Annotated in this window: 15 protein-coding genes; 3 read left to right on the forward strand and 12 right to left on the reverse strand. The window is 34.7% G+C overall.

Annotated features, from left to right (window positions below):
• Positions 1-5: 5 nt before the first annotated feature.
• The 5 genes from BUR19_RS02115 to BUR19_RS18875 form a co-directional block, all read right to left on the reverse strand.
• A complete protein-coding gene (locus BUR19_RS02115) occupies positions 6-1,076 on the reverse strand; it encodes a type I restriction endonuclease (protein WP_074233284.1) in 1,071 nt (356 codons plus the stop codon).
• A gap of 23 nt (positions 1,077-1,099) precedes the next feature.
• The gene (locus tag BUR19_RS02120) at positions 1,100-1,264 is read right to left on the reverse strand and encodes a YegP family protein (RefSeq protein WP_074233285.1); all 165 of its coding nucleotides are present in this window, start codon (positions 1,262-1,264) and stop codon (positions 1,100-1,102) included.
• Positions 1,265-1,398: 134 nt separating this feature from the next.
• The gene (locus BUR19_RS02125) at positions 1,399-2,064 is read right to left on the reverse strand and encodes a response regulator (RefSeq protein WP_074233286.1); all 666 of its coding nucleotides are present in this window, start codon (positions 2,062-2,064) and stop codon (positions 1,399-1,401) included.
• A gap of 12 nt (positions 2,065-2,076) precedes the next feature.
• A complete protein-coding gene (locus BUR19_RS02130; RefSeq protein ID WP_139297243.1) occupies positions 2,077-3,735 on the reverse strand; it encodes a tetratricopeptide repeat-containing sensor histidine kinase in 1,659 nt (552 codons plus the stop codon).
• 57 nt (positions 3,736-3,792) lie between these two features.
• On the reverse strand, positions 3,793-3,951 hold the full coding sequence (locus BUR19_RS18875) for a hypothetical protein (RefSeq protein WP_175565855.1): 159 nt from the start codon (positions 3,949-3,951) through the stop codon (positions 3,793-3,795).
• 314 nt (positions 3,952-4,265) lie between these two features.
• Between BUR19_RS18875 and BUR19_RS02135 the strand changes: the two genes are divergently transcribed.
• Entirely contained in the window at positions 4,266-5,153 is an 888-nt protein-coding gene (locus BUR19_RS02135) for a hypothetical protein (RefSeq protein ID WP_083600624.1), read from the forward strand.
• A gap of 55 nt (positions 5,154-5,208) precedes the next feature.
• Here BUR19_RS02135 and argS read toward each other — a convergent pair whose 3' ends face one another.
• The 5 genes from argS to BUR19_RS02160 all read right to left on the reverse strand — a co-directional run bounded on the left by argS (position 5,209) and on the right by BUR19_RS02160 (position 11,627).
• The gene (gene argS, locus BUR19_RS02140) at positions 5,209-6,972 is read right to left on the reverse strand and encodes an arginine--tRNA ligase (RefSeq protein WP_074233287.1); all 1,764 of its coding nucleotides are present in this window, start codon (positions 6,970-6,972) and stop codon (positions 5,209-5,211) included.
• A gap of 82 nt (positions 6,973-7,054) precedes the next feature.
• Complete coding sequence (locus tag BUR19_RS02145; RefSeq protein WP_074233288.1) at positions 7,055-8,437, reverse strand: MATE family efflux transporter; 1,383 nt, start codon at positions 8,435-8,437, stop codon at positions 7,055-7,057.
• Positions 8,438-8,555: 118 nt separating this feature from the next.
• Positions 8,556-9,740 (reverse strand): sigma-54-dependent transcriptional regulator, encoded by a 1,185-nt coding sequence (locus BUR19_RS02150; RefSeq protein WP_074233289.1) that lies wholly within the window; start codon positions 9,738-9,740, stop codon positions 8,556-8,558.
• A 294-nt stretch (positions 9,741-10,034) separates the two neighbouring features.
• Positions 10,035-11,201 (reverse strand): M28 family peptidase, encoded by a 1,167-nt coding sequence (locus tag BUR19_RS02155; RefSeq protein WP_083600625.1) that lies wholly within the window; start codon positions 11,199-11,201, stop codon positions 10,035-10,037.
• Between the two features lie 87 nt (positions 11,202-11,288).
• Positions 11,289-11,627: a hypothetical protein gene (locus tag BUR19_RS02160; RefSeq protein WP_175565856.1), complete on the reverse strand. Its 339-nt coding sequence runs from the start codon at positions 11,625-11,627 to the stop codon at positions 11,289-11,291.
• 145 nt (positions 11,628-11,772) lie between these two features.
• Between BUR19_RS02160 and BUR19_RS02165 the strand changes: the two genes are divergently transcribed.
• Positions 11,773-12,336, forward strand: coding sequence for a DNA-3-methyladenine glycosylase I (locus BUR19_RS02165; RefSeq protein ID WP_074235510.1), 564 nt, complete (start codon positions 11,773-11,775; stop codon positions 12,334-12,336).
• 78 nt (positions 12,337-12,414) lie between these two features.
• Here the strand turns inward: BUR19_RS02165 and BUR19_RS02170 are convergent, their stop codons facing one another.
• Positions 12,415-13,269: a nucleoside phosphorylase gene (locus BUR19_RS02170; RefSeq protein ID WP_074233291.1), complete on the reverse strand. Its 855-nt coding sequence runs from the start codon at positions 13,267-13,269 to the stop codon at positions 12,415-12,417.
• 174 nt (positions 13,270-13,443) lie between these two features.
• A complete protein-coding gene (locus BUR19_RS02175) occupies positions 13,444-13,776 on the reverse strand; it encodes a translation initiation factor (RefSeq protein ID WP_074233292.1) in 333 nt (110 codons plus the stop codon).
• A gap of 122 nt (positions 13,777-13,898) precedes the next feature.
• On the opposite strand from BUR19_RS02175, the gene gpmI reads away from it, so the two are divergent.
• The gene (gpmI, locus tag BUR19_RS02180) at positions 13,899-15,425 is read left to right on the forward strand and encodes a 2,3-bisphosphoglycerate-independent phosphoglycerate mutase (RefSeq protein WP_074233293.1); all 1,527 of its coding nucleotides are present in this window, start codon (positions 13,899-13,901) and stop codon (positions 15,423-15,425) included.
• Positions 15,426-15,547 lie beyond the last annotated feature (122 nt).

A 15,547-nucleotide genomic window follows, 5' to 3' on the forward strand; every position in this document is an offset into this window, starting at 1 on the left:
GTCGTTTAATTATAATTTTCAATGGTTTGATGAAGTTCATTTCTGTGATTATAAATCTCGTCAAGTGAATCAAGATTCATTTTCTCTCCAGAATCTTTCCCGTTATGGAATAACTCAATTAATTTTCTATTAGCTCCGAAATGAAATCTGCAAATTGGCTTTCTATTATTGTCATCCAGCAGAATCCCGAAATAAGATTGTGTGTCTCTGTAAGCAATTCTTTCAGCAGAGATTTTCTCACGTAAAATGGCTTTTACAATTTGAAAAGCTTCTAATTCCTCATCTGTAGTTATAACTTTTGAAGTCTCATTATTCTGATCAATGTTTGTCATAGAAACAGTTGTTTTTTCTGTCTCGATATTATCATTAATAACCAAAGCAGATTTTAAACGGGAACTGATAGATTCTGAAATTGATAGGCTTAAAGCTCTTTTGGTATATTCCTTAAATATAACCATTCTATTCGCTGTTAGTGGTCTTTCGAAGAATCGATTAACCAATAACTTTACTATTTCGTCAGAAGGGTTTTCAATTTCTTTTTCGAATTCTTTTCTGATGGCTTTGATATATTTCAGAGCTTCTGCAGAGTCCAAAATCGATTCAAGGTTGTAACCTGACTTTGTAAAACTCTCAAGAACTTTGATGGAACTGTCTTTCAAATCATCAAGATTGATTGTGAAAAATGGTTTCTCATCCATAATATTTGGCTTCTCCAGATCTGTATAGAAATTATAAGTAATTCCGTTGGTCAAAACTCCAAATCGGGCTTTGGAAACGTGATAATAACGATGAAGCTGAGAGTTGTGCGCATCCGCATTTTCTTTCCAACTTTTACACTCTATAATCAGAATGGGTTCGTTATCCTTTTTGATGACAAAATCCACTTTCTCGCCTTTTTTGGTTCCAATATCAGCAATGAACTCTGGAATCACTTCCGTTGGATTGAAAATATCGTAACCAAGAATCTGAATAAAAGGCATTACGAAAGCCGTTTTCGTAGCTTCCTCAGTTTGTATCTGATCTTTGAGACCATTTACTCTTTGATGCAGTTGTTCTAGTTTTAATTTGAGTTCCATAGTTATTAGTTTTAAAATTTTAGTTATCCGTTATAACCATTTCTTCTTGCATTTGCTATACAATCTGATTTGTTAACATAACCTTGAGTAGAAGCTCCTACAATTTGTCCATTAGAAGCAGTTCTTCTCCATCTCCATTCATCTCTTGAATCTTGATAGAATTCCCATTTGTCATTTTGTCCTGTCATTTGAAAATTTTTTATTTGTTTAACAATTCAAAAGTACCTCAGTCAAATATTCTTTTTTTACGGATTTCCGTAAAAACAAAAAAACTTTCAATATGATTTTGAAAGTTTTAATAAAAAGTAGTTATGTAAACGAATTAGATAATTCCGAAGTCTTTGCAAAAAGCTATGAGCTGTTCATTGCTATTGATGTCTAAAGATTCTTTAATTTCCTTCAATCTTTTTTCCACTGCACTCATACTAGCAGGTTTGATGTTATTTTCTTTCAGATAATCGGGTATATTTTTAAGAAGAATCCCGTTGGCTAATAGAGAAACGAGTAAAGTGTCATATTCAGAAAACTCGAAAGAATTTCGTTCAGAACTATTTGTTTTCAAATCATAAGAAATGTATTTTTCATTGTTGAAAACTGCTCTTATTGCTTTTTTCAAATCTTTTACATCTTCACGCCCTTTTTTTACATAACCGTTGATGTGTTGTTCTGTAAAAAGTTTCTCAATAATAACTTCCTTCTTTTCAACAGAGAAAACAATCACTTTCAAATTTGGTTGAAGTTCTCTTGCGGCAAAAATAAGCTGTTGACCATTTTTAAGATTTTGCTCTCTATGATCCTCATCAAAAGAAAGGTCTGTAATTAAAAGCTCGAAGGGATTTTTTTCAAGCAAATTCATTTTGATTCTGCTAAGTGCGTCATCACAATAATTGACATATTTAGGATTGGTAATTTTGAGGTCTTCTAATGCTTTTTGAACAGAGATATTGGAACTTTCGTAATCTTCGGCGATAAGAATTTTTGTAAACATATGTGTATTATTTTAGACTGGAAATGAAATGTTGATTTTCAATAGATTATTGGTTTCTGTGTCAAAAATAATTGTTCCGTTGATAGCATTAATACGGTTTTCCATATTTTGCAATCCATTTTTTGGAGAAAGGTTTTTAATTCCTATTCCGTTGTCTGTATATGAGATATTTATTCTCGAATTGTCTTTGGAAAATTTAATGGAAACGATATTTGCTTGGCTGTGTTTTTTCATATTCGTCATCAATTCCTGAAGAACCAGGTAAACTTCTGTTTTATTCTGAAAACTGACACCTTCCCAGAGTTTTTCATTATTTCCGATGGGAATAAATTTCACAGCGTTTGAAGAATAAGAATTCAGCATATTATAAAGCTGTTCAGAGAAACTTTGATTTTCATTGATATCTTTATTTTCATAAGAAATATCCCTGGAAGTTTCGTATGCATTTTCCAAACCGAATAAGAGAGCATCTTTGTCAATCACTTCTTTATTCTCAACTTGTGACATCAATTGATAAATTCTGTTGGCAACTTTATCGTGGACTTTTTTGGAAATTTTAAGCTCAGTGTTTTTTACTTCTAAGAGTTTTTCTTGCTGAAGTCTTTTTTGTCTCTTTCTTAGATAAATATAAAAACCAATTAAAATAAAAAAAGCTACTATTAAAGCAATGTTTCGAACTGTTATTTTATTTTGTCTTTCCGTGCTTTCGGCTTTAGCTTTTAGAAAATCTGCTTTATTTTTTTCAGTTTCATATCGGATTAACGCAAACTGATTTTTTGCTTTATTTCTGGCCGTTTGGAGACTATCATTTAATTTTTGATAAACTTGAAAATAATTTTTTGAATTTTGAGAATTTTCTAGAGTAATTAATTTTTGTAAAGCTTCAATTTGATCATCCGGACTGTTGATTTTCTTTGAGATTTCATACATTTTCCTAGAATAAAATAATGCGGAGTCTTGATTATTTTTAATGTAATAATCTGCAATGTGAGCATAGCTTGAGTTTAACCCCCACCGATCTTTTTCTTTTAATCTAATATTTAAAGCTTTTTGAAATTCTGGAATTGGATTGTATTTTGGATTCTGAAGCCATTTTGTAAAGGCAAGATTTGTAAGTGTCCGAGCGTGTTCAGTATTGTCTTTTCGCGTTATTTTTAAGATACTTTCATATATTTCTATAGCTTTATCGTATTTTTCTAACTCCCTGTATGTGTTTGCTTTATTATTAAGTGAAATATATTTACTGATAGAGTCTTGAACTAAAGCTAAAGCATTGTCATAAAATAGAAGAGCCTTATTAAAGTTTTTTAAATTATAATTTGATAATCCCAAACTGTTATAGTTGGCTATTATATACTGTTTATGAGAAGTGTCTTTTTCTTTAAAAAATAGGTTAGCTTGTAAGCTGGTCTCTTGACTACCAAAATTATCCCCAATTTTTTCTTGTAATATTGCCATATTTGTAAGACACTTACCAGCACTAAAGCTATCATTTTGTCGAATAAAGATATCTTTAGCTATGGTAAAATTTATAAAAGCATTATAATATTCATTGTTGGCTAAAGATTCAAAAGCTTTATCATAATATATATTTGTACTCTTTTGATTCGTTTGTTTTTTTGAACACGAACAAAGAATAATGAATAAGAATAAAGTAAAATATTTTATCAATTAGTTTTTCTTCGAATTTAAAAAAAATAGGCGAAAGATTTCTTTCGCCCAGATTAATTATTTTTTGATTGGAATATGACCGTTATCTCCACCAGTATCATCCGGATTTGGTTGTGCTACTGTAGCTGTTGTACCTCCGTCATTGCCACAGTTTGATGTATTAGAATCTGAAGGATTTGAAATTAATCCCAATAATATTAAAAGTAAGTTTAACATTGTTTTAAAAATTTAAAAATTTGCATTCGTGTTCTTCCTCGCAAAGCAGATCACGAGTAGGTTTACACAGTTTGAAAAAAGAAGCGCTTCTTAAATTTTTGGGAAGTGACCTTCAAAAACGGAAGAGAAATTTCTGCTTCCCAAGTCAGAGATTGTCCTCCGTCTTATCAGGTTGTTTTTTGAGATCAGTTTTGTAACTTTGTTTTTGTAAGGTTTTGTTTATCACTGATTTCTGATTACAAATTTCAATCAAATAGGGGCTTTTTTCCTAGACAGGAACTGGACACGAGTTGGACAGTATTTGTATCATTTTTATGGAAAACCGTAATTTTTCAGACAGGGATTTGTCTAATTTGGACACGGAATTAATTCTTCAATTAAAATATATGTATGAAAAGAAGAAAACTTTAGTTAAAACAGCTTTTGAGCAAGCCGAAAAAGAGTTAAAAAAAGAAAATGTCAGCAAAAATTATCTTGCCGGATATCTTAGTACTCATTTTGAAGGTTTATTCGGATCTGCAAAAACAGATAAGATGTTTGAAAGGTATTATACTGATTTAGTACAAAAAAATAAGAATCGTTATATTGATGAAATTACTTTGGATCAATTGAGTAAATATTTAGGATATAAGGATTATGAGGATTTTTGTAAGAATTTTATTTTTACAAAAAAGATTAATGATTCTACAACATTGAAATTCAGTATTGATGATGAAGAACAATCTTTGAAAGGTACTAACTTTAGTTTTACACTTTTCAATAGCCCAGTTTTTAACCTCCAAGAATTCCTTACCAAACAAAGTAATCTAGGAATCATTGGGGCAATTCTTTGTGGCGGTTTGTTTGTTGGAAATAAAATGTATAAAGCAGATGAAAAGAAACCAGAAATAGAAACTAATCGAAATAGGTTAGGATTGTTAGTTGCAACGAAGCAGTGTATGTATTGGAACGGAAAAGAATATGTTCCGGAAGATTGTAATCAGACTAAAAATAATTTAATTGCAATTGATCCTAAAAAAGTGGCTAATTTCAAAAAGATAACTCAGCCTGATACAATTAGTTCTATTAAAAATATTTGGTATTCTAAGTATCAGAACGAAGTAGAATTTTTTACAGATAATGGAATCAACCCGGAAAACGGAAGTGATCTGCGACCACTTACACCTTATATTTTGGAGAAATATACAGTTAGGGAAGAGTAGAAACAAAAAAACTCCGCCCAAAAGCAGAGTTTCAATTTATTTTTAAGATGAAATTTTACATTCTATTCACTACATTGATTCCTAACATCGATAATGATTTTTTAATCGTTTTTCCAGCCAGTTCAGACAACTGAAGACGAAACTGTTTGGCTTGCTCATCATCCTGATTCAGGATTGGATTATTTTGATAGAACGAGTTGTACGTTTTTACCAATTCATAAACATAATTCGCAACCAGAGCCGGACTTAGAGATTCCGCTGCTTTGCTTACAACATCTTTGGATTCGGACAAAAGCATAATCAAATCCTTTTCGTTTTCATTCGGAAGGTAAGTTCCCCAATTCTCATTTCCGGAAAACTCAGCCTTAGCCAAAAGCGACTGAATTCTCGCATAAGTATATTGAATAAAAGGTCCGGTATTTCCATTGAAGTCGATACTTTCCGCAGGATTGAAAAGCATTTTTTTCTTAGGATCAACTTTTAGGATAAAATATTTCAAAGCACCCAATCCAACCGTTTCGTAAGATTTCTCTTTGTCTTCGTCACTCAAACTCTCCAACTTGCCCAATTCCTGAGATTTCTCCTTCGCAGTTTGATACATTTCCTGAACCAAATCATCAGCATCAACCACCGTTCCTTCCCGGGACTTCATTTTTCCTTCAGGCAATTCTACCATTCCGTAAGACAAATGATAAAGCTGGTCAGCCCATTCGTAACCCAATTTTTTTAGGATTTTGAAAAGAACCTGAAAGTGATAATCTTGCTCATTTCCTACTGTATAAATCAGTTTTTGAAGGTCATTCTTTTTGAAACGCTCCACAGCAGTTCCCAAATCCTGAGTCATATAAACCGAAGTTCCGTCAGAACGCAGCAACAATTTTTGGTCAAGTCCTTCGTCTGTCAGGTCGCACCAAACAGAACCGTCATCTTTTTTGTAAAGAATCCCGTCTTCCAAACCTTTCTGAATCAAATCTTTTCCAAGAATATAAGTATTGCTCTCGTACTGAACCTGGTCAAAATTAACACCCAATCTGGAGTAAGTTTGGTTAAATCCTGCATAAACCCATTCGTTCATCATTTTCCAAAGTTGTCGAACCTCTGGGTCATTTTGCTCCCATTTCAAAAGCATTTCCTGAGCTTCTATGATAGATGGCGCTTGCTTTTTCGCAGTTTCTTCATCTATTCCGTCAGCAACCATTACCTTGATTTCGGATTTATACAATTTATCGAATTCCACATAGTAGTTTCCGACCAATTTATCGCCTTTCAAACCTGTAGATTCCGGCGTTTCTCCGTTTCCGAATTTCTCCCAAGCCAACATAGATTTACATATATGGATTCCACGATCATTGATGATTTGAGATTTGATAACATTATAACCGTCCGCTTTCAGGATTTCGGCAACAGAAAAACCGAGAAGGTTATTTCTGATATGTCCCAAATGGAGTGGTTTATTTGTATTTGGTGAAGAATATTCCACCATTACCGTTTGATTTTTCGGTGTTACTTGATCGAAATCATTTCTGATTTCGGATAATTGCTCGGCGAACAATTGGTCTTTGATTTTGAGGTTAAGAAAACCTTTTACCACATTGAAGCTTTCAACAAAATCTATTTGATTTTTCACTTCTTCGCCCAATTCGTTTCCGATAACATCCGGACTTTTTTTCGCCTGTTTTACCAAAGAAAAAATGACGATTGTGAAATCTCCCTCAAACTCCGTTTTGTTTTTCTGAACTTCCAGCACTACGCCTTCGATTCCATAGAGTTGAGCAATGATTTCGGTTATTTTTGACTGTATATTTTGTTTAATATTCATTTCGGAATTTTGTGTTGCAAATTTAAAAATTTAAAATAGGTTTAGGTAATAATATTATTACAATGACACTTTCAGAGAGGATTTAATTCACTATTAATTCTTTCTCATTATTTGATAAAGCTTTCCTCTTACTCAATCTCAAAAATCTAATTACTAAAAGAATTGCAGAAATTGTCAATCCGATTCCCAAAGCAATCCACATCCCGAAAGCGCCCATTTTCAGAGTCACACAAAGAAAATAACCAACCGGAATGGTGAAAACCCAATAAGCCAAGAATGTAATGACACTTGGGATTTTCACATCCTGAATTCCTCTCAGGCAGCCTAAAGCTGTTACCTGGATTCCGTCGGATAATTGGAATAATGCTGCAATAATCATTAATTTAGAAGCTAAATTGATGACCAGAACATCGCTTTCTTTTGTGAAAAAATGAGGTAAGACATTTCTGAAAAGAATAAACATCAATCCACAGAATCCCATATAGATCAAGGTTAATTTGAAATTATTAATCCCGATTTTTCTCAATCCCTCAAAGTCTTTAACACCCATTTTATTTCCAATCATTACCGTAGAAGCTACACTGAATCCAATACAAAGATTGAATGTAAACGAAGCCATAGACAACGCAATCTGATGGGAAGCTATATCGGTAGAACTTATCAATCCACAAATGAAAGCAGCGGCAGCAAAAGCTGTAACTTCAAAGAACATTTGTAAAGCAGTTGGCAAACCAAGCTTGAACATTTTGTTGAACATCTCCTTTGTGAAAAGACTGATTTTTAAAGAGAATTCTTTGATGTAACGTCTTGTTTTTGGTTCTTTTACCAAAACAAAATATAAGAAGACTACCATAAAAATTCTGGCAATCAAAGTTGCTAATGCAGAACCCTGAACGCCCATTGCCGGTAATCCGAAAAGACCTTTGATGAAGACATAGTTCAGGACGATATTAATCACATTAGCAATGATTGTAGCTTTGGTTACACCAATCGTAAATGATAAACCTTCCGAAACTTCTCTCAAAGTCTGAAACATCATAAACGGAATCATCGTAAATGCCATTATGCTGAGGAAACTAATCGTATTCGGAATAATTTCTTTTGGTTGATCCATATGATAAATCAAAGGTAGAGCCGCCAACAAAATAATCATCAGTAAAGTTCCAATTCCTAAATTAATCACAAATCCGTGTCTGAAAACCGAATTAATCACATCATGTTTTTTCTGAGAATTAGCCTCCGAAACCAAAGGCGGAATTGCAAAAGAAAATCCTAAAGCTAGTACGAAAATGGAAAAAAACAATGCATTTCCCAAAGAGACTGAGGCTAAAGCCTGAGCTCCTAAAAGTTTACCAACGATAATGTTATCGAACAGGTTTACAGAAACTTGTCCAACCTGTGTTAGCATTACAGGAAGCGCTAACTTCAGTCCTTCCTGCGTATATTGTTTGTTTAAAAAGTTCATTTTATTTCATATAATTTTATTAAAAGAAAAGTCATAATCGCAAACTTTTCATTTTTATTCAAAAAAAACCGCCTCGTTGAAAAGAACGAGACGGTTAAATATTTTTATTTATTTAATCTCATTTCTTTACAAAACTCGCCACGTCATCAGCAGTCACAGGGTCTGCACCTAAGATGATTAATCTTTCCACAACGTTTCTAAGTTCTCTGATGTTTCCTGTCCAATCATATTGCTGTAAAGCTTTGATGGATTTTTCATCAAATTTCTTCGGCGAAGTTCCATTTTCGTTCGAAATCAATTGCGTGAAATATTCTACCAACAAAGGAATATCTTCTTTCCTGTCGTTCAAAGATGGAACGTTGATTTCTATAACAGAAAGCCTGTGATACAAGTCTTCCCTGAATTTTCCAGCTTCGATTTCTTTGGTCAGATTCTTATTAGTTGCAGCAATGACACGGACGTCCACTTTGATTTCTTTGTCGCTTCCAACAGGGGAAACTTTACTTTCTTGCAAAGCCCTCAATACTTTTGCCTGAGCTACCAAACTCATATCTCCAATCTCATCCAAGAAAATAGTTCCGCCATTGGCTTGTTCAAACTTTCCGGATTTATCTTTGATAGCGCCAGTAAAAGAACCTTTCACGTGACCAAATAATTCACTTTCAATCAATTCTGATGGAATGGCTGCGCAGTTCACTTCAACCATTGGTCCGCGGGAACGTTCGCTTTGAGAATGGATAGCGTGTGCCACCAATTCTTTACCAGCTCCGTTGGGTCCTGTAATCAAAACTCTGGCATCGGAAAGTGCTACTTTATCAATAATCTCCTGAATCTTTTTAAGGGCAGAAGATTCACCAATCATCTGGTATTTTTTATTGACTTTTTTCTTAAGCTGAGAGTTTTCCTGCTTAAGGTTGGAGTTGTCTTTCTGCAGATTTCCTTTGTCAAGAGCATTTTTTACACTCGTAATCAATCTGTTGATATCAATAGGTTTGGAGATGAAATCGTAAGCGCCTTCTTTCAGACAGCTGACGGCAGTATCAATATCTGCATGACCGGAAATCATCACAAATGTTGTTTCGGGTTTCAACTGAAGGCTTTGTTTAAGAAGTTCGGTTCCGGAGATTTTTGGCATTTTGATATCAGAGATGACCAAAGAAAAGTCTTCTTTTTCTATGAATTTGAAACCTTCGAAACCGTCTTCTGCGATTTCGAATTGGTATTCTGGTAGTTCGTCTGATAAAATACTGTGTAGAACGCCGGAGATTGCTTTTTCGTCTTCTACGATTAAGATTTTCTGCATAAGGGCAAAGATAGTGATTTTAGATTTCGTAAAACGAATTAATTACGATTGATTATTTCAAAATTGAAAAAACTTGATAGCAAATTGTCTGCCGAATTTTTTGACTAATGGTCGAACCTGCTTGCAATAGCGATAGAAACGGCCATCCTTTTGTTTTTATTGGATTTAGCTAAGGCCAAAACAAAAGATAATAGTGGATAGCGCAACCCTGGCTTTGGCAAATGCGTAGGCGAGGGGATTGCCAAAATAATATTGAAACTTTGAAAAATTAAGAAATTGAAAATCCAAACTTTCTTATTCTACAATAATTTTTTTAGTAATCTGCTGGTCTTCGATTTTGAAAGTTCCAAGATAAATACCTTTCGGAAGGTTTGAAATATCTATTCTAGTTTGATTCTCCGTTTTACTAAGGATTTTGCCATCCAATGTTGTAATCGTAAAATTAAAATGCTGAGTTTTGCTGTTCAAAAATTCTAGTTGTAGATAATCTTTTGCGGGATTTGGATAAAACCTGAAACTCATTGCAATTTCCTTAGGGGTACAAACATCCAATGTCTGATTCGCAATCGCAAAATGCTGAACCGCTCCCGTTGTAGCTTTTGCGATATTATAAATGTAAACTGGGTCAAGATTGACATAAGTATCATTTACAGTGTGTGCGTATTGCGTTTCGTTGTACTCGAAAAGTCCTGTGATAATTTCACCATTCGCTTGAAATGGCATATAATCGGAAGCATAGGCGTAGCTGAGATTGGTTTTCAAAGTCGAATATAAAGTTACGCAATTCATCAATTGTTGTGTGAAAGTATTGGAAGCTGAGTTGTTGGAGCTTGGACTGTTGGATTCATCTCTTTCGCAAGTGACTGTATCATTGGTCTTTCCTTTTACACCGCCAACTTCATCGATATTAAGAACCAAACGGATGCTCATTTTCGGGCTGGTCGCATTCACAACATTGGAAACGTAATGTGCAGAACCGAGTAAGCCTTGCTCTTCTCCAGAAAAATTAATGAACTTGATAGAATATTCTGTTGAAACATTTTTCAAAAGTCTAGCCACTTCAAGAATTACCGAAACACCGCTTCCATTGTCATTGGTTCCGGTTCCGGTAATCGTATCGTAATGTCCACAAATGATGACGTAAGTATTAGGGTATTTGGTTCCTGTTTTTGTGACAATTAAATTGGAAGTTGTTTTTCCGCTATATGTAAAATCATCTTTCGTAATTTGAGATTCCGAATATCCGAAAGAAAGATATTTGTTTTTCAGCCAATTGTAAGCATTGTTGTTGGCTGTAGAACCTGTGGTTTTTACGCCCAAACCTTCGAATTCTTGTAAATAAGTATTGATATTGGACTGAGAAACAAGATTGGCAACATTTGCATAATCTTGATTGAATGTTTGGGAATTTGCGAAAAATCCTAAAAATAAGACCGAAAATAATAAGTTTCTCATCTTCATTGATAATAATTTTGCAAATATAATTAAAAAGGAGAAGACAAATCATTGTCTTCTCCTTTTCGTGAAAAACTATTACTAACTTAAAAACTAATTCGTTGCTTTACGCACTTCTGCTTTTACATCCTCGGCTGCATCTTTGGTTTTTTCCCAGGCATCAGAAGCGGTATCTTTTGTTGTTTCCCAAGCTTTGTCTGCAAAATCTTTGGTGTCTTCCCAAGCTTCTGCAGCGCTTGATTTTAGATTTTCGAAAAAGCCTTCTCTTGTTGGCTCTTCATTTTTTCTTTTTTGTTCATCAATATAATTTCGAGCTCTGTCTGCATATTCATTCACTTTGTTTTTAGCTCTGTCAGCTGCATTTTCTAATGAATTTTCAGTTTTGTTGACAGCTCTTTCTGCATCATTGTAATTTTGGTCTTGCGTACTCATAATATTTTGTTTTAGTGATTAATATTGAAAAATTTGATTTGATGCTAACCAATTATTCAATTACGATGCCGTTAAATCTTAACGAACGTTAATGTTTTGTTTTGAATTTATAATGTTTCCTAAATTGACATCAAAATTAAAAGCAATGGAAAAAATTAGATGTGCCTGGTGCGGAACAGATGAACTTTATCAGAAGTATCACGATGAGGAATGGGGAAGATTGGTGACCGATGATGCAACAATGTTTGAGTTTTTGATTCTCGAAAGCTTCCAAGCAGGATTAAGTTGGATTACAATTCTTAGAAAAAGAGAAACTTTCGGAAGGGCTTTTGATAATTTCGATTATAAGAAGATTGCAAAATATGGAGAAGATAAAGTCGAAGAACTGATGCAGGATACAGGAATCGTCCGAAACCGGTTAAAAGTGAATGCAGCTATTTCCAATGCGCAAAAGTTTATGGAGCTTCAGAAAGAATTCGGGAGTTTTTATAATTACATTTCAACCTTTACAGGCGGAAGCCGAATTGTAAATGCCTGGAAAGTTCATACGGAAGCACCGGCTACGACAGAATTGTCTGATGCCATTAGCAAAGATTTGAAGAAAAGAGGATTCAAATTTCTGGGTTCAACGGTTATCTATTCTCATCTTCAGGCTACTGGAATTGTAGATGACCATATTGAAAGTTGTTTTGTACGGAATACAATTTAACAATGAAAAAAAATATAACAATTTACCAATGCGTACTAATTGTTGGATTGGTAAATTGTTATATTTAAAAGATTGTGTCTACTTAATAATTCTGTCAAGAACCCACTCAATCATCATTTTTTCTGATGCGTGGTGGTCGCTTGCAAATTCGCCACGTCTTCTGTTAGCGATAACGCAGTTCACAGTAATTGCTTTGTGTCCTAATAATTTGGATAGACCATAGATTGCAGAAGTTTCCATTTCGAAGTTCGAAACACCTAGGTCATTTAGAGTTTCAAGGAATTTGTCATCAAGTGCTTTCAATCTCAACTGGCGACCTTGAGGTGCATAGAATCCAGGGAAAGTCGCGGTGTTTCCTCTGTATTTTGCATCAGCATAATAATCAGCGATATCTTCTGCCCAATCTGAGAAATACAACATTGGTTTGATTTTCTCATAAGGGAATTTTTCTAAGAAATTCTTACTGAACTCATTTTCAAATGCGTAATCCTGATAAAAATGCATCAATCCGTCCAGACCAACAACATTCTGCGTTACCAGCATATTATTAACTTCGATGTCCGGATTCACACTTCCGCAAGTTCCCATACGGAAAAGTTCCAGCGACTTATGTTCTTTTTTGAATTCCTTTTCCTTCAAATCGATATTGACCAAAGCATCCAATTCGTTCATCACGATATCGATGTTCTCTGTCCCGATTCCTGTTGACATTACCGTGATTCTCTCGCCACGCAAAGTTCCCGTGTGTGTATAGAATTCTCTTTTGTTCTTTTTAATTTCGATAGTATCGAAGAATTTTGAAACTTTTGGAACTCTGTCTGGGTCGCCTACAAGAAGTACTTTGTCTGCAAGATCTTCCGGAAGAAGATTGAGGTGGTAAACACTTCCGTCGTCATTTAGAACCAATTCAGAAGCTGCTAGTTTGTTGATCATATTATATTGATTTTTTAATTTTTAGATTGTTTTTAGAAAATAGATGGTAAACAAATAGAAATTAGATTTAATTTTTATCTCGCTGATTTTCCAGATTTCACAGATTTCTTAATCTGCTTAATTAGCTAAATCTGCGAGCAAATATTATTTATAATTCAGCATTAATAATTATTCTCATCCTCCTACACGTTTTGTTTTGTAACCAAGGTCTTTCAGTATGGTCATTATTTTGTCTCGGTTGTCGCCTTGGATGATGATAGTTCCATCTTTTTCAGAACCGCCGATTCCGAGTGTTGTTTTGATTTTTTTCGAGATTTCTTTCAAGCCTTCATCGTCACCTTCCCAACCTTCGATAATGGTTACAGGTTTCCCGTTTCTGCCTTTCTTCTCGAATTTGCACACCAAAGGTTCTTTCTGTTTGAAGTTTTCTTTGGCTTCGTTAGGCATTTGGAAATCCTGTTCTTCGTGTTCAGGGAAAAGGTTTTTCAGTTGGTCTCTTAAGTCCATTTTGATTTTTTAAAAAAGGGTCTTAAAGTTAATCATATTTATCAATCTGCAAAAAATATCTTTAGAAATTATCTTAACGCATTTTCATTTCGTAAATTTGTAGTAACAAAACAAAATTAAAAATGTCAAAAAAAGCAATTCTTGCAATATTAGATGGCTGGGGAATAGGTCTTAACGATAGCGTTTCCGCTCTGGCTCAAGCTAAAACACCTTTTATAGATTCAGCACTTAAAAACTTTCCGAACACAACTTTGGAAGCAAGTGGTTTGGCAGTTGGTCTGCCGGCCGGACAAATGGGGAACTCGGAAGTAGGACATATGAATCTTGGTGCCGGTAGAGTCGTTTACCAAAACCTTGTAAAACTAAATATGGCTGTGGAAAACGGAAGTCTTGGAAAAGAACCTGTCATCCAAGCTGCTTTCGAATATGCTAAAGCCAACAACAAAAAAGTACATTTCATTGGATTGGTTTCCAATGGTGGTGTGCATTCTCATATCAATCACTTGAAAGGTTTGCTGACGGCAGCTCACGAATTTGGATTCAAGGATAATGTTTTCGTTCACGCTTTCACAGACGGACGTGACTGTGACCCGAAGTCCGGAAAAGGTTTCATTGAAGATTTGCTGAATCATATGAAATCCACAACCGGGAAACTGGCTTCTGTCATCGGTCGTTATTATGCGATGGACAGAGACAAGCGTTGGGAGCGTGTGAAGTTGGCTTATGATGTAATGGTAAACGGAGTAGGAAAGGAGTCAAAAGATCTGGTTCAGGCGATTCAGGATTCGTACAATGCAGATGTTACGGATGAGTTTATCCAGCCAATTGTTGCAGTTCAGAATCATTTCCCGATTGCTAAGATTGAAGACCACGATGTTGTGATTTCTTTCAATTTCCGTACAGACAGAGGTCGTGAGATCACAGAAGTGCTTTCTCAGCAAGACTTCCCAGAGTATGGAATGAAAAAGCTTGACTTGTACTATGTGACTTTGACGAATTATGATAAAACATTCCAGAATGTAAGAGTTGTTTTTGATGAGAATGTTCTTCAGAAAACAATGGGCGAAGTATTGGAAGCGGCAGGCAAATCTCAAATCAGAATCGCTGAAACAGAAAAATATCCCCACGTTACTTTCTTTTTCTCTGGCGGTAGAGAAGCAGAATTCGTTCAGGAAAGACGTTTGCTTTGCCCGAGTCCGAAAGATGTTGCGACTTACGATTTGAAACCCGAAATGTCGGCTTACGATATCACCAATGCAATCGTGCCTGAGTTACAAAAAGAATCTGCAGATTTTGTAGTTCTTAATTTTGCAAATACAGATATGGTTGGTCATACAGGTGTTTTTTCTGCAGCAGTAAAAGCGGCGGAAGTTGTTGATTCTTGTATCCAAAAAGTTGCTGAAACGGCTTATGAACACGGTTATGCGGTTTTCATCTTGGCAGATCACGGAAACTCTGATGTAATGATAAATCCGGATGGTTCTCCAAACACGCAACACTCTACTAACTTGGTTCCGTTCATCGTAATGGATAAAGACCATACTTGGAATTTGACACCAGGGAAATTGGGTGATGTGGCGCCAACAATTTTGAAAGTGATGGGCGTAGATATTCCTGAAGAAATGACTGGGAATATTCTGGCGAACTAGAAACTCAAGATAAATAAAATAGAAAAGTCGGTTTTTTACCGACTTTTTTATTTTTTGGTGTAAATTCGTTTCATTAATTCATAAATAATGATGATTGGCAGATTTTTTTTCTGTTGCATTTT

Source organism: Epilithonimonas zeae (assembly GCF_900141765.1).
In the GTDB taxonomy this organism is placed as follows: domain Bacteria; phylum Bacteroidota; class Bacteroidia; order Flavobacteriales; family Weeksellaceae; genus Epilithonimonas; species Epilithonimonas zeae.

Coding starts and splice junctions, on each gene's coding strand:
- BUR19_RS02115 (WP_074233284.1), bottom strand. CDS start 1,076: ATGGAACTCAAATTAAAACTAGAACAACTGCATCAAAGAGTAAATGGT.
- BUR19_RS02120 (WP_074233285.1), bottom strand. CDS start 1,264: ATGACAGGACAAAATGACAAATGGGAATTCTATCAAGATTCAAGAGAT.
- BUR19_RS02125 (WP_074233286.1), bottom strand. CDS start 2,064: ATGTTTACAAAAATTCTTATCGCCGAAGATTACGAAAGTTCCAATATC.
- BUR19_RS18875 (WP_175565855.1), bottom strand. CDS start 3,951: ATGTTAAACTTACTTTTAATATTATTGGGATTAATTTCAAATCCTTCA.
- BUR19_RS02135 (WP_083600624.1), top strand. CDS start 4,266: ATGGAAAACCGTAATTTTTCAGACAGGGATTTGTCTAATTTGGACACG.
- argS (WP_074233287.1), bottom strand. CDS start 6,972: ATGAATATTAAACAAAATATACAGTCAAAAATAACCGAAATCATTGCT.
- BUR19_RS02145 (WP_074233288.1), bottom strand. CDS start 8,437: ATGAACTTTTTAAACAAACAATATACGCAGGAAGGACTGAAGTTAGCG.
- BUR19_RS02150 (WP_074233289.1), bottom strand. CDS start 9,740: ATGCAGAAAATCTTAATCGTAGAAGACGAAAAAGCAATCTCCGGCGTT.
- BUR19_RS02155 (WP_083600625.1), bottom strand. CDS start 11,201: ATGAAGATGAGAAACTTATTATTTTCGGTCTTATTTTTAGGATTTTTC.
- BUR19_RS02160 (WP_175565856.1), bottom strand. CDS start 11,627: ATGAGTACGCAAGACCAAAATTACAATGATGCAGAAAGAGCTGTCAAC.
- BUR19_RS02165 (WP_074235510.1), top strand. CDS start 11,773: ATGGAAAAAATTAGATGTGCCTGGTGCGGAACAGATGAACTTTATCAG.
- BUR19_RS02170 (WP_074233291.1), bottom strand. CDS start 13,269: ATGATCAACAAACTAGCAGCTTCTGAATTGGTTCTAAATGACGACGGA.
- BUR19_RS02175 (WP_074233292.1), bottom strand. CDS start 13,776: ATGGACTTAAGAGACCAACTGAAAAACCTTTTCCCTGAACACGAAGAA.
- gpmI (WP_074233293.1), top strand. CDS start 13,899: ATGTCAAAAAAAGCAATTCTTGCAATATTAGATGGCTGGGGAATAGGT.